General features: G+C 61.5%; 19 protein-coding genes and 2 pseudogenes. 2 read left to right on the top strand and 19 right to left on the bottom strand.

The genetic code is table 11. The features are described from left to right. Window positions 1–35: 35 nt before the first annotated feature. The 5 genes from ACQKP2_RS15070 to ACQKP2_RS15050 are packed head-to-tail and all read right to left on the bottom strand — an operon-like array spanning window position 36 to window position 4582. Window positions 36–803 carry a heme ABC transporter ATP-binding protein gene (locus ACQKP2_RS15070; protein WP_427577491.1) on the bottom strand — a complete coding sequence of 256 codons (768 nt, stop codon included), beginning with the start codon at window positions 801–803 and terminating at the stop codon, window positions 36–38. Next, a complete protein-coding gene (locus ACQKP2_RS15065) occupies window positions 803–1786 on the bottom strand; it encodes a FecCD family ABC transporter permease (RefSeq protein WP_427577532.1) in 984 nt (327 codons plus the stop codon). The genes ACQKP2_RS15070 and ACQKP2_RS15065 overlap by 1 nt, the downstream gene beginning before the upstream one ends. A 50-nt stretch (window positions 1787–1836) precedes the next feature. Next, window positions 1837–2730, bottom strand: a complete 894-nt coding sequence (locus ACQKP2_RS15060) for a heme/hemin ABC transporter substrate-binding protein (RefSeq protein ID WP_427577490.1) — start codon at window positions 2728–2730, stop codon at window positions 1837–1839. A 12-nt stretch (window positions 2731–2742) separates the two neighbouring features. Then, window positions 2743–3813 (bottom strand): hemin-degrading factor, encoded by a 1071-nt coding sequence (locus tag ACQKP2_RS15055; protein WP_427577488.1) that lies wholly within the window; start codon window positions 3811–3813, stop codon window positions 2743–2745. A gap of 16 nt (window positions 3814–3829) precedes the next feature. Beyond that, window positions 3830–4582, bottom strand: coding sequence for a TonB family protein (locus ACQKP2_RS15050; RefSeq protein WP_427577487.1), 753 nt, complete (start codon window positions 4580–4582; stop codon window positions 3830–3832). A gap of 241 nt (window positions 4583–4823) precedes the next feature. On the opposite strand from ACQKP2_RS15050, the gene ACQKP2_RS15045 reads away from it, so the two are divergent. Further along, window positions 4824–7052, top strand: coding sequence for a TonB-dependent hemoglobin/transferrin/lactoferrin family receptor (locus ACQKP2_RS15045; RefSeq protein ID WP_427577485.1), 2229 nt, complete (start codon window positions 4824–4826; stop codon window positions 7050–7052). A gap of 142 nt (window positions 7053–7194) precedes the next feature. Here the strand turns inward: ACQKP2_RS15045 and ACQKP2_RS15040 are convergent, their stop codons facing one another. The 10 genes and pseudogenes from ACQKP2_RS15040 to ACQKP2_RS14995 all read right to left on the bottom strand — a co-directional run bounded on the left by ACQKP2_RS15040 (window position 7195) and on the right by ACQKP2_RS14995 (window position 17090). Further along, the gene (locus ACQKP2_RS15040; RefSeq protein WP_427577484.1) at window positions 7195–8637 is read right to left on the bottom strand and encodes a catalase; all 1443 of its coding nucleotides are present in this window, start codon (window positions 8635–8637) and stop codon (window positions 7195–7197) included. Window positions 8638–8788: 151 nt separating this feature from the next. Then, complete coding sequence (locus ACQKP2_RS15035; protein WP_427577530.1) at window positions 8789–9163, bottom strand: response regulator transcription factor; 375 nt, start codon at window positions 9161–9163, stop codon at window positions 8789–8791. Between the two features lie 203 nt (window positions 9164–9366). Continuing rightward, window positions 9367–9897, bottom strand: a complete 531-nt coding sequence (locus ACQKP2_RS15030; protein WP_427577482.1) for a hypothetical protein — start codon at window positions 9895–9897, stop codon at window positions 9367–9369. 212 nt (window positions 9898–10109) lie between these two features. After that, window positions 10110–10802 (bottom strand): annotated as a pseudogene (locus ACQKP2_RS15025) (AraC family transcriptional regulator); the annotation flags it as partial. Between the two features lie 32 nt (window positions 10803–10834). Beyond that, complete coding sequence (locus ACQKP2_RS15020) at window positions 10835–12289, bottom strand: sensor histidine kinase (protein WP_427577480.1); 1455 nt, start codon at window positions 12287–12289, stop codon at window positions 10835–10837. Between the two features lie 261 nt (window positions 12290–12550). Then, entirely contained in the window at window positions 12551–12811 is a 261-nt protein-coding gene (locus ACQKP2_RS15015; protein ID WP_427577479.1) for a transmembrane sensor/regulator PpyR, read from the bottom strand. A 97-nt stretch (window positions 12812–12908) separates the two neighbouring features. Beyond that, window positions 12909–14111: an NAD(P)/FAD-dependent oxidoreductase gene (locus ACQKP2_RS15010; protein ID WP_427577477.1), complete on the bottom strand. Its 1203-nt coding sequence runs from the start codon at window positions 14109–14111 to the stop codon at window positions 12909–12911. Between the two features lie 230 nt (window positions 14112–14341). Further along, window positions 14342–14716 (bottom strand): response regulator transcription factor, encoded by a 375-nt coding sequence (locus tag ACQKP2_RS15005; RefSeq protein ID WP_427577475.1) that lies wholly within the window; start codon window positions 14714–14716, stop codon window positions 14342–14344. Between the two features lie 113 nt (window positions 14717–14829). Beyond that, complete coding sequence (locus ACQKP2_RS15000) at window positions 14830–15468, bottom strand: response regulator transcription factor (protein WP_427577474.1); 639 nt, start codon at window positions 15466–15468, stop codon at window positions 14830–14832. A gap of 146 nt (window positions 15469–15614) precedes the next feature. Beyond that, entirely contained in the window at window positions 15615–17090 is a 1476-nt protein-coding gene (locus tag ACQKP2_RS14995; RefSeq protein WP_427577472.1) for a sensor histidine kinase, read from the bottom strand. A gap of 385 nt (window positions 17091–17475) precedes the next feature. Between ACQKP2_RS14995 and ACQKP2_RS14990 the strand changes: the two genes are divergently transcribed. Beyond that, on the top strand, window positions 17476–18450 hold the full coding sequence (locus ACQKP2_RS14990; protein ID WP_427577470.1) for a LysR substrate-binding domain-containing protein: 975 nt from the start codon (window positions 17476–17478) through the stop codon (window positions 18448–18450). On the opposite strand, the gene ACQKP2_RS14985 is transcribed toward ACQKP2_RS14990, so the two are convergent. The 4 genes and pseudogenes from ACQKP2_RS14985 to ACQKP2_RS14970 form a co-directional block, all read right to left on the bottom strand. Next, window positions 18426–18854, bottom strand: a complete 429-nt coding sequence (locus tag ACQKP2_RS14985; protein WP_427577468.1) for a nuclear transport factor 2 family protein — start codon at window positions 18852–18854, stop codon at window positions 18426–18428. The two genes, ACQKP2_RS14990 and ACQKP2_RS14985, sit on opposite strands and share 25 nt — an antisense overlap. Before the next feature lie 25 nt (window positions 18855–18879). After that, window positions 18880–19611: an SGNH/GDSL hydrolase family protein gene (locus tag ACQKP2_RS14980; RefSeq protein WP_427577466.1), complete on the bottom strand. Its 732-nt coding sequence runs from the start codon at window positions 19609–19611 to the stop codon at window positions 18880–18882. 85 nt (window positions 19612–19696) lie between these two features. Next, on the bottom strand, window positions 19697–19927 hold the full coding sequence (locus ACQKP2_RS14975) for a hypothetical protein (protein WP_427577465.1): 231 nt from the start codon (window positions 19925–19927) through the stop codon (window positions 19697–19699). A gap of 110 nt (window positions 19928–20037) precedes the next feature. Then, a pseudogene (locus tag ACQKP2_RS14970) lies at window positions 20038–20241 on the bottom strand (hypothetical protein); the annotation flags it as partial.

Genomic DNA, 20241 nt, shown 5'->3' with positions numbered 1-20241 from the left:
GCCCCCTCGCTCGCCATGGCGGCAGGGGGCGGTTTTCAGCGCGCGATGATGAGCGGATGCCCGCGCTCCGGGTGCCGTTGAATCAGCACCTGCAGCCCGTACACCGCTTCCAGCGCCTGGGCGGTCAGGACGTTGTCCGGCGTGCCATAGGCGTGGGGGCGACCGTCCTGCAACAGCAGCAGGTGATCGCAATAACGTGCCGCCAGGTTGAGGTCATGCAGCACCACCAGCACCGCCGCGCCCCTTTCGGCGAAGTCGCGTACCGCTTGCAGAATGGTGTGCTGGTGCAGTGGATCGAGCATCGATGTCGGCTCGTCGAGCAGCAGGGTCTGTCCTTCGGCGCCAGGCCATAATTGCGCGAGCACCCGCGCCAGATGCACGCGCTGACGCTCGCCACCGGACAAGGCCAGATAGCTGCGCCCGGCCAGATGAAGGGCATCGGCGGCACGCAGGGCCAGCTCGACGATCTCGCCATCGCGCACACGACCGCTGGCATGGGGCAAGCGCCCCATGCCCACCACTTCATTGACCGAGAATGCGAAGCTCAGGCTCGAACTCTGGGGCAACACCGCCAGGCGTCTGGCACGCTCCTGGCCGGGCCAGTCGGCCAGTGTGCGTCCGTCGAGGCTGACCGTGCCTTCACTGGCCGGCAGCTCATCGCACAAGGCGGCGAGCAGGGTGCTTTTACCGGCACCATTGGGGCCCAGAACACCGAGGACTTGCCCCGGATGCAGCTCGATATCGATATCGGCCAGCACGGTGCGGCTGCCGCGTCGGACCATCAAGTTGTTTGCCCGCAGCATCAGGTGCGCCCCCGTACCAGCAAATAAAGAAAGAAGGGTGCCCCGATGAGCGCGGTAACGATACCTATCGGCAGTTCGGCCGGCGCCAGCAGCAGGCGGGCGACCAGGTCGGCCAGCAGCAACAGGCTGGCACCGGCGAGCAGCGACGCCGGCAACAACACCCGATGGTCAGGTCCCACCAGCAACCGCATCAGGTGCGGAACCACCAGGCCAATGAAGCCGATCAGGCCCGCGGCCGCCACGGCGGCACCGACACCCAGCGCCGTGCAGATCACCAGCTCAAGCTTGATTCGCTCGACGTTGAAACCCAGATGCCTGGCCTCCGACTCGCCCAGCAGCATCGCATTGAGTGCCGCTGCGCGGCGCGGCAGCCACAGGGCCACGCCCACCGCCACGATCAGCAACGGCCACAGGCGCGGGTAGCTGGCGCCGTTGAGGCTGCCCAGGTTCCAGAAGGTCAGGGTGCGCAATGTGGCGTCGTCGGCCAGGTAGGTGAACAGGCCGACCCCGGCACCGGCCATCGCCGTCATCGCCACGCCCGCCAGGAGCATGGTGGCGACGTTGGTCTGGCCATTGCTGCGACCGAAGCGGTACACCACGGCGGTGACGATCAGGCCTCCGGCGAATGCGCTGATCGACAGCAGATACGGCTCGAGCGTTGGCGAGATCCCGCCCAGCAGGCTGCCGCCGACGATGGCCACGGCCGCGCCGAGCGCCGCGCCACCAGACACCCCGACCAACCCCGGATCGGCCAGCGGGTTGCGAAACAACCCCTGCATGGCCACGCCGGACAACGCCAGAACCGAGCCCACGGCAATGCCGAGCAAGCTGCGCGGCAGGCGAATCTGGCCGAGGATCAGCTCGGCCTGTTGGGTATCGCCGCCATTGACCGGCAGCCCGAACAGGCGCAACCCGGCCAGCAAGGTATCGCCCAGTGGCAGGCTGACCGGCCCCAGGGCCAGTGACAACCAGAACACCAACAGCAACAGCAGACCCAGCGTCATCAACATCGGCCGAGGCCGGACGATAGCGGTCATCGGGTGCTCTCTGTTGTCTGGAGCCCGGCTGTCTGGACCGACGGATAAAACGCCTTGGACAGTGCGCCCAGTGCATCCGGCACACGCGGACCAAGACCGCCGACCAGCAATGTCGGGTCAATCACCAGCACCCGGCCATCACGACCGGCCTGGGTCTGCGCCAGGACCGGGTTTTGCGCAAGCAGCGCCGCCCGTGCCAAATCGCCTTCCAGCTTGCCGCCTGCGAAGATGATGACCTGAGGGTCCAGGGCCAGCATCGCCTCGTTGGAGATCGGCTTGTAGCCATTGTGCTCGGTGAGGTTTTTCCCGCCCGCCTGGTCGATCATCCACGCCGCCAGGGTGTCCTTGCCGGCGGCCTGAAGGTTGCCGCCGGCATGACTGAGCAGCATCAACACCCGAGGCGCCGGGTTTTGCTGCTGCGCCTGTTTGACCCACGCAGCCTGAGCTTGCAGCCGCTGTTGGTAAGTGCCCATCAGTGCTTGCGCTTGCGTCGGGTTGCCGAGCAATTGTCCGAGTGCGGTCAGGTTGTGTTGCAGTGAGGGCACATCGGCCTTGGCCGACAGCAACTCGATGCGCACACCGGCAGCCTTGAGCTGCGCCAGTACCGGCGGCGGGCCCATTTCCGCGCTGCCCACCAGAATATCGGGCTTGAGGGCCAGGATGCCTTCGGCCGCCAGCGCACGCTGATAGCCGATGCCCGGCAGGTTGTGCAGCGAGCGCGGGTATTGGCTGGTGCTGTCGACGCCCACCAGTTTGCGCTCGCCACCGAGGGCGACCACCCATTCGCTGAAGGCGCCCCCGGCGCTGACCCAGCGCTGGGGCAGGTCATCGGCCAGGGCCAGCTGACTCAGGAGCATGCCGGCGCAGGCCAGCAGTGATTTCATACGCATCAACAGACTTCCTCAGTCGATCAGGACGGTGGCGGTTTCTGCCAGGGCACGCCAGTCGTCACGCTCCGGGATGCCTGGCTTGCGCACGCCGAACAGTTGGATGACCAGTTCACCCTCGGCATCGAAACCTTCGTAGCTGGTGATGATGCCATCGACGCTCGGCTTGCGCACACGCCACAGTTCGGTCACGCCGGTGGTCTTGAGGTGCAGGTTGAAGTGCGGGTCGAGCACGTTGAACCAGGCGTCCATCCAGCGCAGGTTGCTCACGGGGCCCGAGTGAATCTGAATGCAATGTTTGTTGCCGACGAACACCATGATCGGCACTTCGCCTTTGCCGGCGGCCTCGATGACCTTGGTCAACTCGACGGTGGCCAGGGGTTCGGCCCATTCGTGACCGGCCAGGCGCAAGGCCTGGGTGCGCGCCACGTCATTGCGCTTGAGCAGTGCAAAGAAGTCGTGGGTGTCCTTGAGCTGCGACCATTCGCTGCGCAGGGCGGCGACATCCACCTCGGCATCGGCGCGTGGCGCCTTGGCTGGTGGTGCCGGTTGCAGATCCAGCTCGGCGTCCTGTTGTTCAGCGCGGAAGCGCTCGATCAGCGGCGCCCAGGCAGCTTCTTCACTGGTGGCGGTAAGGAATACCTTGTGCACGGCCACGCCCTGACGGTCGAACACCTGGATGCTGCGTTGCGGGCCACGGGTGGTGGCTTCGTCGACGGCGAACACGCTGGCCCAGCCACTGAGAAACAGACGCAGGTCGATGTCCGGCGACAGCACCATGCCCATCTGGCCGCTGCCCATCACCGTCACCTCGGCATACACACCCTTGCGTTCATGCACGCAGTGCTCGTTGCGGGTCAGCGCCATGATGTAGCCCAGGTCACCCAGTGCCGGCAGCAGCGCCGCCCACTCGGGGCGCAGGCGCACGGCGTCGATTTCCAGGCGGCTGGCCGTCAGCTCGGCCTCGCTGACACCCAGTCGGGCAGCGGCATCGCGGGCACGCAGGCCCGGTTGCTCGGTGCGAAGCTGTTGCCAGCGTTGGTACAGCGCCGGGGCGGCGGACAGGGCATTGGATTGAGCGGTCATGTGAACTCCTTCAGGGTCATCGGTTCGCCGTGAGGGCGAATTCTATTGGTATTTCCACGCGGCTGGGCACGGCCCGGCCGTCGACGATTTCGGGGCGAAAACGCCATCGGGTAACGGCTTCGAGGGCAGCCTGATCGAGGCTCTCTATGCCCGAGGAGCGCGTCAGCACGCACTTGAGCTGCTGCCCGCGTTCATCCAGGTGTACCTCGACCCGCACGATGCCTTGCTGGTTGCGGCGTCGGGCTTCGTTCGGATAACGCGGCGCCGGTGGCGGTGTGACGAAAGCGGGGCGCAGGCTGACGACGGGGGTGGCCGGTGGTGCGGGAGCGGCAACGACCGGCGCTGGCGACGCGGCTGTTGGCACGGGAGTGGCGGCCGGCACCGAAGCGCTGTTGGTTTGTGCGACGGCGGCCGGTGCGCTTGAAGGTGTGGCCGGGCGCACTGGCGCGGGCTGTCGAGCCTGTGGCTGCACGGGCGATGCCTTGGCGATCGCTGTTGGCCGCACGATCGCCTTGGGGGGCGAGGGCGCCGGCTCGGCTTTCGCCGGGGCAATGGCCTTGGGTGGCGGTACAGGCGCGACCGGGCGACGCACTGGCTCGGGTTGGGCAGTCGGCATGGCCTCGGTTGTCGGCGCAAGGCTGACCAGTTGAATCGACATCGGCGGCTGCCAGGCCAGTGGCTCCGGCCTGGTATGAAGCTCGCGCAATAGCCAGCCGGCGCCCGCATGGAGCGCAATCGACAGCAGCAGAAAACCCCGGAAGTGCTTCATGCACGTTTGTTCTGGTTATTAGTAAGAACGCACATGATAATAATTTGCATTCACGAGTCAAGCTCGTTTATCTTCGCCTCCCGCTGCCAAGCGAGCGTTTGGTCAAAGCGCTTCACAGAAAGCGTTCCAGCGCTGCGTTCACAACAAAATCAAACACATGCCGGACAGCCACAGTCGCTGGTACAGGCCTGCCCCAGGGCCTGGCGAAGTGACGGTTGTTCGATCATCAGGAGTGAGCTAGATGTCCATTCGCCCGCCATTCGCCAAGCGCCCATGGCTGTCCTTGTTGCTGCTTTCGCCTTCATTGGCCTATGCCGCAGAACCCGTCACCCAGTTCGATACAGTCAGTGTGACCGCCACGCGCACCGAGCAGACCCTGTTGCAGGTGCCGAGCACGGTTTCGGTCCACACCGAACGCGAAATCGATCAACACAACGACAAGGACCTCAAGGACCTGGTGCGCTATGAGCCGGGTGTTTCGGTGGGGGGCACCGGCAGCCGGTTCGGCCTGACCGGCGCCAACATTCGTGGCATCGACGGCAACCGCGTATTGACCCAGGTCGATGGCGTGCGCATGCCGCAAAGCAACTTCTTCAGTCCGTTCCAGGACGTGCGCAGCAACTACGTCGACCTCGACACCGTCAAGCAGGTGGAAATCATTCGTGGCCCGGCGTCTTCGCTGTACGGCAGTGACGCCATCGGCGGTGCGGTCAGTTACCTGACCAAGGATGCCGGCGATTACCTGGAGGAGGGCAACGATACCTACGCACGCTTCAAGACCGGCTATGACGGCAGCGATGACAGCTGGCAGCGAAGCGCCACGTTCGCGGCCCGTGAAGGATCGGTCGATGGCCTGCTGCACCTGGGCCGCCGCGATGGCCAGTCCACCGATACCTGGGGTGGCACCGGCGGCGTCGGTCCATCCCGCGAGGACGCCAACCCGCTCGACTACACCACCAAGAACCTGTTGGCCAAACTGGGCTGGGACTACGCCGACGGCGACCGTTTGCAATTCACCTACGAGAATTATCAGGACGACGCCAACAGCAACCTGCTCAGTGACGTGGTGACCCGCGCCACCCTGACCAGCCCGGCAATTCTCGGTTCCAGTTCCGAAGACAGCATCGACCGCACCCGCTACAGCCTGGCGCACACCCTGAGCCTGGACAGCCTTTTGGCCGACAAACTGCAATGGCAGTTGAACTACCAGGAAAGCGGCAACAGCCAGAAGACCCTGCAGCAGCGCCAGACCACCTCCCGGGTCAACCGTCTGCGCACCCGCGACTCGCAATACGATGAGCGCCTGTGGAGCCTCAATACACAGCTGGACAAAGAGTTCGCCATTGCCGATACCCGCCACCATCTGATCTATGGTGCCGAGGTCAAGCGCATCGACGCCAGCAACCTGCGCACGGGCAAGGAAGTGCGGCTGGACACCGGCGCGACCGTACCGGCCACGGAAAACTTCCCGGTCAGCGACTTCCCGGACCCGACCAGCGACTCGCTGGGCCTGTTCGTGCAGGACAACATCGAAATCGGCCGCTGGACCCTGTTGCCAGGCGTGCGCTACGACTATTACCGCCAGACGCCGCATGTCACCGATGACTACCTGCGGGGCTTGCCGTCGGAAACCGATCCGTCGCGCATCACCGACGATCACATCTCGCCCAAGCTCGGTATCACCTATCAACTGACTGAACACGAAAGCCTGTATGGCCAGTATGCCGCCGGTTTCCGTGCGCCAAGCCCGATCAACATGTTCGGCGAATTCAGCAACCCGCAGTTCGGTTATCAGCAGATTGGCAACCCGGACCTCAAGCCTGAAACCAGTGACAGCTACGAATTCGGCCTGCGCGGGCGCTACGACCTGGGCAGCTTCGGCATTGCGCTGTTCTACAACAAGTACAAGGACTTCATCGCCACCGACACCGTGCCGGACCCGAACGGCACCGGTCTGCTGACGTTCCAGCCACGCAACATCGGCAAGGTCACCATCCGTGGCGCCGAAGCCAAGGGCGATATCAAGCTCGACGCCTTCATGCCGGCCGGCACCCGTGCCCTGGGTTCGATTGCCTACGCCCGTGGCAAGGATGAAGAAACCGGCGAGGCCCTCAACAGTGTCGACCCGCTCAAGGCCGTACTGGGCCTGGGCTACGATGCGCCGAGCGGTGTCTATGGCGGGCAACTGACCTGGACCCTGGTGCAGGCCAAGGATCGCGTCGACCACACCGGTGACGCCGAACTGCTGATCAACCGCCAGTTCGAGACGCCGGGCTACGGCGTGCTTGACCTCAACGCCTGGTGGCAAGTGACCCGGCAAGTCTCGATCAACGCCGGGCTGTTCAACATCACTGACCAGAAGTACTGGAACTGGAGCGATGTGCAGGGCCGCGACGAAGATGCCGCCGGCCTTGGCCGCCTGACCCAGCCAGGTCGTTACACTGCCGTGAACCTGATCTGGGAAATCTGATCGGAGTAAAAAGTGCGGCTGACTGCACCAGCCGCGCAATCCTGTGGGAGCGAGCCTGCTCGCGATGGCGGTGTGACAGTCAAAGCAGATGTCGACTGAACCATCGCTATCGCGAGCAGGCTCGCTCCCACAGGTGCGGTGTTTACGGATTCAATTGCGCCAACGCCCTGGAAACCCCCGCGCCATAAAACGGATCGGCCTGGGTGCAGTGAGTGATATGCCGCTGCTGTACCTCTTGCGACACGCCACGCAGCGAGCGTGCCGTGTTATCGAACAGGGCTTGTTGCTGCGAAGGCGACATCAGGCGGAAGAGGTTGCCCGGTTGTTCGAAATGGTCCTCGTCCACGCGATGATCCCAATGCCCGGCCGCGCCGGATATTTTCAGGGGTGGTTCGCGAAAGTCCGGTTGGTCGGCCCATTCGCCCTGGCTGTTGGGTACGTACGCCAATTGACTGCCGTAGTTGCCATCCACGCGCATGGCGCCATCGCGATGGAAACCGTGCACCGGGCAACGCGCGGCATTCACCGGGATCTGGTGATGGTTGACGCCCAGCCGGTAGCGCGCGGCATCACCGTAGGCAAACAGGCGTGCCTGCAACATCCGGTCCGGTGAAAAACCGATGCCGGGTACCACGTTCGACGGCGAAAACGCCGCTTGCTCGACTTCGGCGAACACGTTTTGCGGATTGCGATTGAGCTCGAACCAGCCCACTTCGATCAATGGATAGTCCTTGTGCGACCAGACCTTGGTCAGGTCGAACGGGTTGACGTCATGGTCCCTGGCCTGGTCCTCGGTCATGACCTGGATGTAGAAGGTCCAGCGCGGAAAGTCGCCCGCCGCGATACTGTCGTACAGGTCTCGCTGATGGCTTTCCCGGTCACGACCGATGATGTTCCCTGCCTGTTCGTCGCTCAGGTTTTCAATGCCTTGGCGGGACTTGAAGGTGAACTTGACCCAGTGCCTTTCATTGTCGGCATTGATCAGGCTGAAGGTGTGGCTGCCGAAGCCGTGCATGTGCCGGTAGCTGCGCGGAATGCCGCGCTCGCTCATGACAATGGTGACCTGGTGCAGGGCTTCGGGCAGGGATGTCCAGAAATCCCAGTTGCTTTGCGCACTGCGCATGCCGGTACGCGGATCACGCTTGACCGCATGATTGAGGTCGGGAAAGCGCAACGGATCGCGGAAAAAGAACACCGGGGTGTTGTTGCCCACCAGGTCCCAGTTGCCCTGTTCGGTGTAGAACTTCAGGGCGAAACCACGAATGTCACGCTCGGCATCGGCCGCGCCCCGTTCGCCGGCCACGGTGGAAAAGCGGGTGAAGATCGGTGTCTGCTTGCCGACTTCAGAGAACAGGCGGGCCTTGGTGTAGCGTGTCACATCGTGGGTCACGGTGAAGGTGCCATAGGCGCCGGAACCCTTTGCATGCATGCGTCGCTCGGGGATCACTTCGCGATCGAAATGAGCGAGTTTTTCCAGCAGCCAGACATCCTGCAGCAAGGCCGGGCCTCGAGGCCCCGCCGTTTGAATATTGAAGTTGTCGGCGACGGGGGCGCCATTGATTGAAGTCAGTTTTTCTTTTGGCATGGCACGGCTCTTCAAGTTGAGGCTTTAGTTGGAGGTGTAAATGAGGTTTTTAAACTTTTTAAGTTGTTGGCAATAAACGTGCGAAGCAATTATTCGCTTGGCGAAGTTATTGAAGTCGGCAACCAGCGCTTATCCGGTTTTGTTCGGTTTATCAGGCCCGGCGTTTCAAGGCCATTTCAATACACGCCAGCAGCGCGTCGGAATCGAACGGTTTGGAAAAGTAGCCCTCGGGTTTGCGCACGCGGGTGCTGAATACGGGAGGAGGGCCCGGCTTTCCGGTGATGAAAAGCGTAGGGATGTGGATGTTTCCTGCTGCCAGCGCTTCGTACATCTGCACGCCGCACAGGCCTGGCATCTGGATGTCCGAAATCAGGCAGTCGGTTTGCTGCGGCCCATCGGATTGGAGAAAGGCACAGGCGCTGGCATAGGTGTTGACGGTGTAACCACAAGAGCGCAATAAACTGTCCAGCGCAATAAGTACAAGTTCGTCATCGTCAATAACTGAAATAATAGCCGGTTTGAACATGTAGAAACCTTGCGTTATTGCCAGTGGCATTGCTGGCACCTGTCATCTTTGCAAGATACGCGCTGCGAAAAAGCGCAAAAGTATACTTGTGTATGTGTGTTCGGAGTTTCACCGTAGTTTCGACGGTTTATCAACTTGATCAGGCGAATCAGGCCGAGTTCATTGCGGGCCCGGTCCTGGTTCAAAGTGGTGAAACAACAGCTTCACCAGGGCTGCTCATGGGGCAGGTTGTCCTCTATCAGGGAGGTGAAGCGTGCGGTGTGTCGGATGCACTCATCAAGCAGACGTCTGCTGGCATTGTCCTTGTGGTCGATGGCGTTTTCGCGGCAATCGCGCAGCAAGGCATCGAGCGCCCGCAGGCGGCGCGCGCCCCGGCAAATGTGAGCCAGGCAATCGGCAAGGCACTGCGGTTCGTGGATGTCATGGAGGCTGTAGAGGGCTGCGGTTTCGACATGGCCGCCCAGGTCGACGATCACCGTGGCAAGGAACTCGGCGTAGACGCCATTGGCGCGCACCAGGCAGTGGAACAGCTGCTGCACCGGCAGGAAGCTGATGTTGCGCAGTTTCTGCTGGCCCCGCTTGAACTGTGCGAGCATGCCCAGCGTAGTGCCCAATGTATCGCTCAAGGCGTCGACGATCTCCACGCGTTCGGCGGCCGACAGGGACGTGTGCGCGCCATAACGGCTGATCCGCAACGGATGACTGACGATGTACAGCGTTTGCCGTGCGTTCATGACAACCGTCCCGGGACCTGCGCATGGGCGCGATGAGTTGATTGATTCAATGCAGCCAGCGTAATTCGATGCCGGCTCGATAACACTCCTACTTAGGGACCGTGGCCTAGCCCATGGGGTCAAGCCGTTCATACCAGGGTATGAACGCCTGGCGCCGGGGCACAAGAACGTTCCCCGCAGACAAGTCCGGTCGGTCAGGCACCGGTCCGGAATTGTGCCTGCAGCAGTGCGCTCCATTGTTCGTGGTTGTCTTGCCTGCGGTAATGCACCACTAGGTGGCGGGCGACTTGCATCGCCTCTTCGCGACCGTGATCGGCCTCCACCAGCGCCAGCGCCAGATCGATGCCGGCACTGACACCCGCCGATGTCCATATCGATTGCTGCTGGACGAAGATCGCCTCGCGGTCGAGTTCGACCAACGGGAACCGGCATTCGAAATCGCCGGCCATCATCCAGTGGGTTGCCGCGCGCCGGCCATCGAGCAAACCCGCCTGGGCCAGCAAAAAACTCCCGCTGCATACCGATGCCGTGCGCTTGGCGCTGTTGGAGGCTTTGCGCAACCAGTCCACCAACGGCTGATTGTCGGCCATGACCTGGCGAATGTGCGGGGAGCCGGGGACAAGCAATGAATCAATCGCCGTATCGGCAAGCTCCTCCAGCCTGCCGGTTTGCACGGCCAGCCCCTCGGCGGTCTGGATCGGCCCGCCTTGCAGGCTGGCCGTGTGCAGGTCATAGCCTGGCAACCCGCGTTCACCCAGACAGTAGGTCGCCGCCCAGAAAACGGTCTGGGCACCGGTCAGGTCCAGAAGGCCCATTTGCGGGTAAGCCACGAACACGACATTGCGCGGCATTGCCGACACGGATTGGGCTGGCTCCAGGCGATCGTTTGAATCATCGAAAGACATTGCATTGCTCTCCAGTCAGGCAGGGTTGAACGCTATTGAGGGTGTCCGGGGTTTGTCAGCGGAATGGCGAACAGGAACCGCGTGCCGACCCCGACCGTGCTGCTGACCCAGATGCGTCCGCCATGGAATTCGATGATCGAACGGCAGATCGACAGACCCATGCCCAGACCGCTCTGCTTGGTCGTGAAGAAGGGATCGAACAGCGATGGCAGGACCTGTTCGGCAATGCCGGTGCCGGAGTCGGCGACTTCAAGCACGGCCTCGTTGTTCTGTATCGAGGTGAGAATGCGCAGGGTCCGCGCTCGATCCTGCACATCGGCCATGGCCTGGCAGGCATTGATGATCAGGTTGATGATCACCTGCTGCAGTTGAATCCGGTCGCCTTGCACACAGGCGCCGGGTGCGCCCAGTTGCAGGTGCGGACGCACCTGGTGGTTGGAGGTGTCATGTTGCATGAGACTCAAGGAGTCGCTGACGATGTCATCGAACACCTCGGCCTTGCGTTGTACGTCGCTCTGGCGCGATAGCGCACGGATACAGGTAATGACCTGCGAGGCCCGGCAGGCGTTTTGAATGATCCGGTCCAGTGAGCGGCGGGCTTCTTCCAGGTTGGGTTCGGGGCGGTTGATCCAGCGCTTGCAGGATTCGCCACTGGTGATCACGGCCGCCAGTGGTTGATTGATCTCATGGGCGATGGAGGCGGCCAGCTCGCCCATGGACGTCACCCGGCTGACGTTGGCCAGTTTTACCTGCGAAGCCAGCAGCGCTTCCTCGGACTGTCGGGCGAGGGTCACGTCCATCACCGCGCCGACATATTCAATGCGCCGGCCATGGCGGAACAGCGGGTTGGCGATCATCTGCACGTTCTTGATGCGGCCATCGGGCATCACCAGTCGATGTTCCACTTCGATCAGGTTGGCCTGTTGCGTGGCGTGTTCGATCACCCGGTCGACAAGGTACAAGTCATCGGGATGGGTACGGGCCTTTATCAGCGCCAGTGTCGGAGTGACGTCCGGCGGGTATTCGAAGATCCGTGCGGACTCCTCCGACCAGGAGATCGTTGCAGGGGCGTCGATGATGAAACCGATGCTGCCGGTACGGCTCAGTTTCTGCGCGCCCATGAAGAACGCCTCTTTGCGACGCAGGGCATCCGATGCGCGTTTGCTGCGCAACGCCAGCAGGGTAATGGTGGTCAGCGCAATCAGGCAGCGTATGAATCCGGCGATGAGTTTCTCGTCCTGATAGCCACCGTTGGCAATGAAACTGGCCGTCAGGACGGCCACGCAACCGAAGGCGACGGCGAGGAAAACGGAAATGGAAAAGACGTTGGCCGAGATGAACACCAGGGTGATGTAAAGCAGTGTCGGGGCAACATCCAGGTTCAGCCACGAGTTGGTGATGAAGATCATGCTGCCGACGGCGATGGCGGCCAGCCAGGCGCCGGCATCGGTTGATAACAGTTTCTTGCAACGTTTGATGATAGGCATTTGTTCTTCCGTATTGGTGCTATCGAACGGCAACTCGCACGGCCTGGGTAATGCCGGCAAACACGTTGTAAGGGCGTTTCCATTGGTGTGCAGAAGGTACTTGCGAAGGCTGCGTATCGGTGTCGAGCCCATCAGTAGCGGGAATTGCGATTGATCGGGATTGAGAAAAAACGCCCGCCGGAAAGAACGGTGGCGGGCGTTTGGGAAATGTCCCGACCGGCAAGGAGGAGGCCGGCCGGGAAACAGGCGTGTAGCGTCACATCACCGGGCAAGGCCAGGTCGACGCAGGCCGGGTTCGCGTCGCAGGCGATTGAACGCCAGCAGGCGCATCACGTAGCCCAGCTTGATGGCCGTCGGGCCGAGTATCGTCATCGCATGCGCCACCACCACGTTGGGCAACGACAGATACTGATCCAGGCCGTAGGCCAGAACGGCGCCGACGATCAAGGCAATCAATCCGCCAATCAGCAGAACCCGGGACAAGGTCAACAGTCGATACGGACTCTCGAAAAAACCATACATGTCGATTTCCTGCGGTGAGCGTCTTGAAGCGTCTTGGCCGAATGCTGCGTCGAAGGTTACCGGCCAGCCGCCCGGTAACCCCGATGTGACCTTTGGCTCACGCCACCGGAATCGACGGATCGGCCGCCGCCAGCGCAGTGGCACGATCAGCCGCCGGCGGATAGATCCACACCGTGTTGATCTGGGTCTTGAGGTCCTTGGCTTCCTGGCCGACCAGTTTCAACTGGCGATCCCAGCCCTCGGTGAACACCGCGCCCCAGGCACCCAGGTCCAGGCAAGTCACGTATTTGGGCTGGCTGTAGGCGATCGGCTCGACGCCCAACAGTTCGGCGGCCACGTTGTTGCCGGCATGACGGCCCAGGGCAATGGCGTGCTGGCAGGACATCGCGGCGAAGTTGCCCAGGTCATCGGTGGCGGCATAGGCCACATCGCCCGTGGCGTACACATCGGCATGACCTTTGACTTTCAGGTGCTGGTCGACATGCAGGCGACCCTGATGGTCACGGGTGCCTTGCACTTGTTCGGTCAATGGGCTGGCACGGAAGCCGACGGTCCAGATCACGGTGCTGGATTCGATGCGCCGGCCATCGGCGAGGGTGACCCCACCGGCATCGACCGATGCGACAGTGGCATCGACAATCCACTCGATGCCCAGGTGCTCGGATGCCTCGACAATCGAAGGTCGAATGCCGTCGCCCAGGGTGGCGGCGACTTGCGGGGCGCGGTCGACCACGATCACCCGGATGTCGGCATTTTCACCCAGCACGGCACGCAGGCGTGCCGGCATTTCGGTCGCCGTCTCGATGCCGGTGAAGCCGCCACCGGCGACCACCACTGTGTTGCGGGCGGCGCTGGCGGGCAGGTGTTTGAGCGACTTGATATGGGTTTCAAGGCGAGTGGCCGACTCGATTTCGTCAACGTCGAACGCGTGCTCGGCCATGCCCGGCACAGGCGGTCGCATCAGACGGCTGCCGGCAGCCAGTACCAGGCGATCGTAAGACAGTCGGCCTTGAGCGCCAGAGGCATCGGTGTAGCCAACCAGTTTGTTGTGTTCGTCGATCATCTGGGCCGAACCCTGGACGAATTTGACGTTCACGGCCGCGAACAAGTCGTTCAGGGGCGCCTTCATGTTGTGCACGTCGGGCTCATAAAAGCGCGGGCGGATCCGCAGTTCGGCCTGAGGAGCCAGCACGGTGATCCCGACGTCGTTTCTATCGTGCTTGTCCAGCAGACGAGCAGCGCTCAACGCGCTCCAGACTCCGCCGAAGCCCGCACCAATAATCAAAATCTGTTGTTTCATTGTTTAGCTCCTGAAAAACAATCGAGGGCGTGGGAAAGGTCGTGATGTAAGAGAGTTAATGTTGTTGAACGTTTGCGAAGTTGCAGAACGACGCAAATCAGTTGTATTTCGTTTGGTCTGGATCAGATGTTATTCGAGGGGTTTACATCTGGCACTGCTACATAGGGTCAGCCGAAACATGCCAAGGTATTAATGCGTCATACCAAAGTATGGGGCTGATGCAGTCGGCTTTAGTTACTTCTGCCAAGGGCCGTTTCGACACTGGCAAGCAACTTTTTCGTGGAAAAGGGTTTGGAAAAACAAGCAATGGGTTTCAGGGTGTGGGGCCCTGGCGGGCGCATGGCGTCGGGATTGCCGGTAATGAAAATCACCGGGATATGGATACCCAGGGACGCCAGTTCTTCATAAAGGCTGACCCCGTCCATATCGGGCATTTGTATATCGCAGATCAAACAGGATGAGGTGCCTGGTTCATTGGAGGAAATGAATTCGCGGGCGCCTGCGTAAGTTCTTACGTTATATCCGCTGGAGCGCAATAAACTATCCAGCGCCATTCGAACGGATTCATCGTTATCGACAACGGCAATTATCGCTTCATTGCGCATAGGGGTGTCCTGCCCATGTAGCGAACGGCACTTGAAGCCGCTCGCCATCATTGCAAGATACGCCGTCCTGAAGGGGGGCGCAGTATACGTAGGTATAGTCGGCGCCAAACCGGTTACGCCGAAACCACCTCGGCCATGCGCACCAGATCGGCAAACGAACGGGCCCCCATTTTGCGCATGGCCTGACCACGATGAATCTTCACCGTGATCTCGCTCAGGCCGATTTCCCCGGCAATCTGTTTGTTCATCAAGCCCGAGGCCGCCAGCGCCATGACCGTTTGCTCCCGCGCGGTGAGCGTCTGGTGACGCGTGCGCAAATCATCGGCATGGCGTTCGGATTCGCGGCGATGCTTGTCGCGCACATGGGCGGCGCACACGGCATCGATCAGATCCTGTTCGCGAAAGGGCTTGGTCAGGAAATCCACGGCCCCGGCCTTCATCGCCCGCACGGTCATGGCGATGTCGCCATGACCGGTGATGAAAACGATCGGCACGTTGATCCCGGCACCGGTCAGCTCGTTCTGGAAGTCCAGGCCACTACTGCCTTGCAACCGCACATCCAGTACCAGGCAACTGACGGTGTCCGGGCGTTTGTACTCCATGAACTCGGCGACCGATGCGAACAGTTCGACACGCAACCCGATGGATCGCAGCAGGCTACCGAGGGATTCACGCAGCGGTGCGTCGTCGTCGACGATGTAGACCATCGGTTCGCCATGAAGGGTTTTGTTGACCGGATGATATTCGTTCATTGCTGGTTCCCAAGGGATTGGACAGGCAACCGCCGCGCGCTGCGTGCCGTGCAAAGGACGCTACATTAAGTGCAGGCCACACCGGCGGCATTCATACGTGTGGGTAGTCGTTCCATACGTGGGTTTGCCCACGCCATACCTTTGTATTAAATCGCTGCGGCATAACCAGGCTCGTTGGCGACCAGAATCGGCAGGGCAAATACAAAGGAGCTGCCCTTGTCGATTGCACTGGTGGCCCAGATCCGCCCTTCGTGGAAGTCGATGATCGAGCGGCAAATGCAAAGCCCCATGCCCAGGCCGTTTTCCTTGGTGGTGAAGAAGGGCGTGAACAATTGCGGCAGGACATCGGACGGGATGCCCGCACCCTGATCCGTGACTTCCAGCATCACCTCGTTATCCTTGACCCAAGTGCGAATCAGCAGGGTACGCCCGGGCGCCTTGACCTTTTCCATGGCCTGGCATGCATTGATGATCAGGTTGATGATCACTTGCTGCAGTTGCACGCGATCGGCGCTGACCTGGCCACCGAAGGCGGCCAGTTCGATTTTCGGGCTGATCTTGTGATGGGCCAGTTCATGGCGGACCAGGCTCAGGGTCTCTTTGACGATATCGTTGAGCGATTCGCTCTGACGCAACGGGTCGCTCTTGCGTGACAAGGCCCTGACCCGGTGGGTGATCTCGCTGGCACGACTGGCGCTGGCGATGATCCGCTCAAGTGCCTGGCGCGCTTCGGGCAGATCGGGTTGCGGGCGATTCAACCAGTTGAGGCAGGCTTGGCCGCTGCTGGTGATCGCCGCCAGTGGTTGATTGACTTCATGGGCAATCGAGGCTGCCAGTTCGCCCAGGGATGTCACCCGGGTGACGTGGGCCAACTGGGTCTGGGCTCGGTACAGGGCCTTTTCGGCCAGTTTGCGGGCGGTCACGTCCATCAGTGCTCCCAGGTATTCGAAGCATCCGTGCCGGGTGAACAGCGGGGTGGCGAACATGTGTACATGCTTGATGCGTCCGTCGGGCATCAGCAGGCGGTGTTTGACCTCGATCAGGGATTCATGGCGCGCAGCCCTTTCAAACGAGGCCAGTACCAGCGGCAGGTCATCGGGGTGAGTACGGGCCAGGAACAAGGAAGCCGAAGGGGCCGTGCCCGAGGGATATTCGAGTATCCGCGCGGCCTGCTCCGACCAGCCCATTGTCTGAAGGTCGGCGCGAAAACCGAAGCAAGCGGTCTGGGTCAGGCGCTGGGCACCCACCATGTAGACTTCCTTGTGGCGCAGGTTGTCAGAGACCTGTTTGCCGCGCAGCGCCACCAGGGTAATCGCCGCCAACACACTCAGGTTGCCCAGCCATTGCGTTATGGATTCCCAGCGGTGCAATCCACCCTCATAAAGGAACATCGACGTGAGCGTCACCATGCACAACAGTGCAATCACGATGACCGCGCCGATCGAAACCAGGTGAATGGCCATCAGCAACAATGCGATGTAGAGCACGGAGCGGGTATCGGTGGCGATCAACAGGCCGAAGGCCACGATCAGCCCCATCAGCCACACCAATGCGTTTTCCAGTGGCTTGAGGCTGATGCCGGTCAGCAAGCGGGACGTCCTTTGGCCTGAGTTGTACAGCATCTTGCTGCAGGTTCCTTTCTGAAAGGGAGGCGAGCTGTTGGCGTAGGCAGGCTGTTTTGTTCGTGTATCGATCATGCGCGCCTCGATTTTCTGTTCGGGCTGGGAGCGGAGAATCGTTTCACAATCCTAAAAGCACCGGTTCGCATTCCGTTAGGACAAAAAACCCGAAAAACCTGCCATCCGAAGGCTCTGGATCGAGGCCGGCCAACATTCGCAACTCATTCATATCCCGGGCTTTTGTGCAGGCGCTATACCGAAGTATCAATGCGCTGACCCAATGCATGATCGGGGTGTCCCCATGTACGACAGACGAGCTGCCCGCTGCGCCATAGCCTGTTCATGCACTTTCCCGAACTCAGTGGCCACGTGCCGGATGGCGAACCTCATGAACAGAAATGACCTGCGTCGTGCCGATATTCATCTGCTGGTGGTGTTCGAGACGATGATGCAAGAGCGCAATGTCAGTCGTGTCGGCGAAAAGCTGTTCCTGGGGCAACCGACGATCAGCGCTGCCTTGGGCCGCTTGCGTCTGTTGTTCGATGACCCGCTGTTCATTCGCTCGGGAAGGGTGATGGAACCTACGGCCCGGGCCGAGGAGATTTTCAGCAACCTTGCGCCGGCGCTGGAGGGGATGGCGGCGGCGTTGAGCCGTTGCCAATCGTTCGACCCGGCCACCAGCGAATCGACCTTTCATGTCGGACTCTCCGACGATGTCGAATACGCGCTGCTGCCACGCCTGTTGCGGCAACTGCGGATCGAGGCGCCGAACATCACCTTGATCGTACGTCGGGTCGATCAGCGGAACATGTCGCAAAGGTTGATGAATGGCGACATCTCCGTGGGGATCAGCCACACCCTCGAACTGCCGGCCAATGCGCGACGCAAGGCCTTGAGGCCGATCCGACCGATGCTGCTGCGCGCGGATACGCGACCCGGCCCATTGGGGCTGGACGAATTCTGCCGGCGTCCGCATGTGGTGGTGTCGTCCATGGGCAATGCCGTGGATGACACCGATCATGCCCTGAGCCTGCTGGGGCGACGGCGCAAGGTGACGCTGGCCGTTCCGCAGTTCAGTGCGTTGCCGGTGCTGCTGGCGCACAGCGACAGGGTGGCCATCGTGCCGGATTACGTGGCCAGGGTGATGGCGGCGGTGGCGGGATTGAAGGCGGAGCCGGCACCGTTGGCATTGCCGGTGCAGGAGCTGTCCATGGTCTGGCGTGCAACGGTACATAACGATCGCGCTCAGCGCTGGCTGCGTTCGCGTTGTTGCACGTTTGCTTGCGACCCGGTCGAATTGCAGGTGGTGCCGACCCTTCGACCGGTGTCGCGTAGCGATCAGGCTTTGCTGGCGGCCAGGTAAGCGCCCAGGCGCCGACCCATTTCTTCGCCCAGGGCCTGCAGGCCGCTCATCGGCCGGACCATCACTTCGAAATCGACGATTTTTCCCTGCTCGTTGAAGCGGATCATGTCGATGCCCTTGAGCTGTTTTTCGCCCACTTTTGCGCTGAATTCGAGGATGACGTTCAAGCCATCGGCGCTCGCCAATTCACGGTGATAGGCAAAATCCTCGAATACCTTGGAGACCGTGTTGAGAATCATCGAGACCACCGGTGCGCCGGGATACGGCGTGTGCGCCATCGGCGAGCGGAACACCACTTGGGGGTCGAGCAAGGCGGGCAGGGCCTTGAGGTCGCCGGCACGGATCATGGCGTGCCATAGGCTCAAGGACTCTGCGGCTTTGGGGTGCAGTTGCAGTTCAGACATCGTCAACTCCTGTTTTTTTTGTTGTTCAAGGCTTGCCTGATGCAGATTGATCAAAGTGTCGGGCAATGACCTGCGCGGCGTCGTCTGCCCAGACACTATAGATCGCCGGGCCCGGATGGAAACCGTCCCGTGCCATCGCACCGGCCACGGGGGCCAACCGGGTTGTCAGCATCGTACAGTGATCCTGGCGACTGGTCAGTTCTGTGAGATGGGCATTGAAACGGCTGGCCCGGTTACCCAGGTACCAGCGTAGCGGCTGCGGCAATGCCGGAAACAGGTGCATCGGCGGCAGCGGGGAAACGACGATCAGCTTGACCCCGAACTTGTCGGGCAGCAGGTCCATCAACTCGCGTTGCCGGGCAATCCACTGATCGCAGCTCAGCGTGCCGGTGACGTCGTTGACACCGATGCACAGCAATGCCACATCGAAGGTTTGCGCCGCGTGCTGTCCGAGCATATGCAGCAAGGCTTGCGAGTCCAGGCCCGAGCGCGCCCAGAGCCTCCAGCACACCCGGTAATGCTTGCCCAGGCGACTGACCAACTGACCGCTCAAGGCCTCGCCCTGGGTCGCCGCCCCGACACCTGCCGCGGCGCTGTCGCCGAGAATCAACAGCCGCATGACCTCACCATCGCCTGCCATGCCTTCGCGCTCGCCCTCGGCCTCCGGCAATTTTGGCGTTACCCGCCGCGTATACGCCCCCTGCATCAACAACACGGGCCCGAGCATTATTTTGGCCAGCACCTCGGTTTTGCTCATGCAGCGGCTCCGGATAGCAGGGGGGGCCTTAGATTCGCTTAAAAGGCCCCTACGAAAAAGCCCTGCAAACGTAAACCTGCAGGGCTTATCGGTCAGGCTGATCTGCAGACGAAAGGTTTTGCGCTACCTGAACAGTCTGGCGAACTTCATTCATGTCGCGGCGGCCGTTTTCTCGGAAGGGACGCGCACAATGGTGACTATCGACGTGGTCAATGGAGCGCTTTTCTTCTGTAGGAGCGAGCATGCTCGCGATGGACGACAGGACACCACGGAGTGTCAGGCCGCCAGCGTAATCGTTGACGACCATCGCGAGCATGCTCGCTCCTACAGGGGGAAAGCGAACGTTGATGCGATTGTCACAGGGCACGAAAAAGCCCGGCTGATCAGGCCGGGCTTTTTCATGGGTGTTGCGCTGTAGCGATGTATTCAGGCGACGGTGTTGCCTTGCAGACGGTCAGAGCCATCGGCGGCGATGGTGTTGCCTTGCAGGCGGTCGGAGCCATCGGCGGCGACGGTGTTGCCTTGCAGGCGGTCGGAGCCATCGGCAGCAACGGTGTTGCCTTGCAGACGGTCCGAGCCATCGGCGGCGACAGCGCGTTTTTCCAGAAGGCGATCAGCGCCACCTTCAGC

This window comes from Pseudomonas sp. NPDC089569, assembly GCF_050280625.1.
GTDB lineage: Bacteria > Pseudomonadota > Gammaproteobacteria > Pseudomonadales > Pseudomonadaceae > Aquipseudomonas.
This window is presented reverse-complemented; position numbering and strand designations above follow the sequence as displayed.

Coding starts and splice junctions, on each gene's coding strand:
- ACQKP2_RS15070 (WP_427577491.1), bottom strand. CDS start 803: ATGCTGCGGGCAAACAACTTGATGGTCCGACGCGGCAGCCGCACCGTG.
- ACQKP2_RS15060 (WP_427577490.1), bottom strand. CDS start 2,730: ATGCGTATGAAATCACTGCTGGCCTGCGCCGGCATGCTCCTGAGTCAG.
- ACQKP2_RS15055 (WP_427577488.1), bottom strand. CDS start 3,813: ATGACCGCTCAATCCAATGCCCTGTCCGCCGCCCCGGCGCTGTACCAA.
- ACQKP2_RS15050 (WP_427577487.1), bottom strand. CDS start 4,582: ATGAAGCACTTCCGGGGTTTTCTGCTGCTGTCGATTGCGCTCCATGCG.
- ACQKP2_RS15045 (WP_427577485.1), top strand. CDS start 4,824: ATGTCCATTCGCCCGCCATTCGCCAAGCGCCCATGGCTGTCCTTGTTG.
- ACQKP2_RS15040 (WP_427577484.1), bottom strand. CDS start 8,637: ATGCCAAAAGAAAAACTGACTTCAATCAATGGCGCCCCCGTCGCCGAC.
- ACQKP2_RS15035 (WP_427577530.1), bottom strand. CDS start 9,163: ATGTTCAAACCGGCTATTATTTCAGTTATTGACGATGACGAACTTGTA.
- ACQKP2_RS15030 (WP_427577482.1), bottom strand. CDS start 9,897: ATGAACGCACGGCAAACGCTGTACATCGTCAGTCATCCGTTGCGGATC.
- ACQKP2_RS15020 (WP_427577480.1), bottom strand. CDS start 12,289: ATGCCTATCATCAAACGTTGCAAGAAACTGTTATCAACCGATGCCGGC.
- ACQKP2_RS15015 (WP_427577479.1), bottom strand. CDS start 12,811: ATGTATGGTTTTTTCGAGAGTCCGTATCGACTGTTGACCTTGTCCCGG.
- ACQKP2_RS15010 (WP_427577477.1), bottom strand. CDS start 14,111: ATGAAACAACAGATTTTGATTATTGGTGCGGGCTTCGGCGGAGTCTGG.
- ACQKP2_RS15005 (WP_427577475.1), bottom strand. CDS start 14,716: ATGCGCAATGAAGCGATAATTGCCGTTGTCGATAACGATGAATCCGTT.
- ACQKP2_RS15000 (WP_427577474.1), bottom strand. CDS start 15,468: ATGAACGAATATCATCCGGTCAACAAAACCCTTCATGGCGAACCGATG.
- ACQKP2_RS14995 (WP_427577472.1), bottom strand. CDS start 17,090: ATGCTGTACAACTCAGGCCAAAGGACGTCCCGCTTGCTGACCGGCATC.
- ACQKP2_RS14990 (WP_427577470.1), top strand. CDS start 17,476: ATGAACAGAAATGACCTGCGTCGTGCCGATATTCATCTGCTGGTGGTG.
- ACQKP2_RS14985 (WP_427577468.1), bottom strand. CDS start 18,854: ATGTCTGAACTGCAACTGCACCCCAAAGCCGCAGAGTCCTTGAGCCTA.
- ACQKP2_RS14980 (WP_427577466.1), bottom strand. CDS start 19,611: ATGAGCAAAACCGAGGTGCTGGCCAAAATAATGCTCGGGCCCGTGTTG.
- ACQKP2_RS14975 (WP_427577465.1), bottom strand. CDS start 19,927: ATGCTCGCGATGGTCGTCAACGATTACGCTGGCGGCCTGACACTCCGT.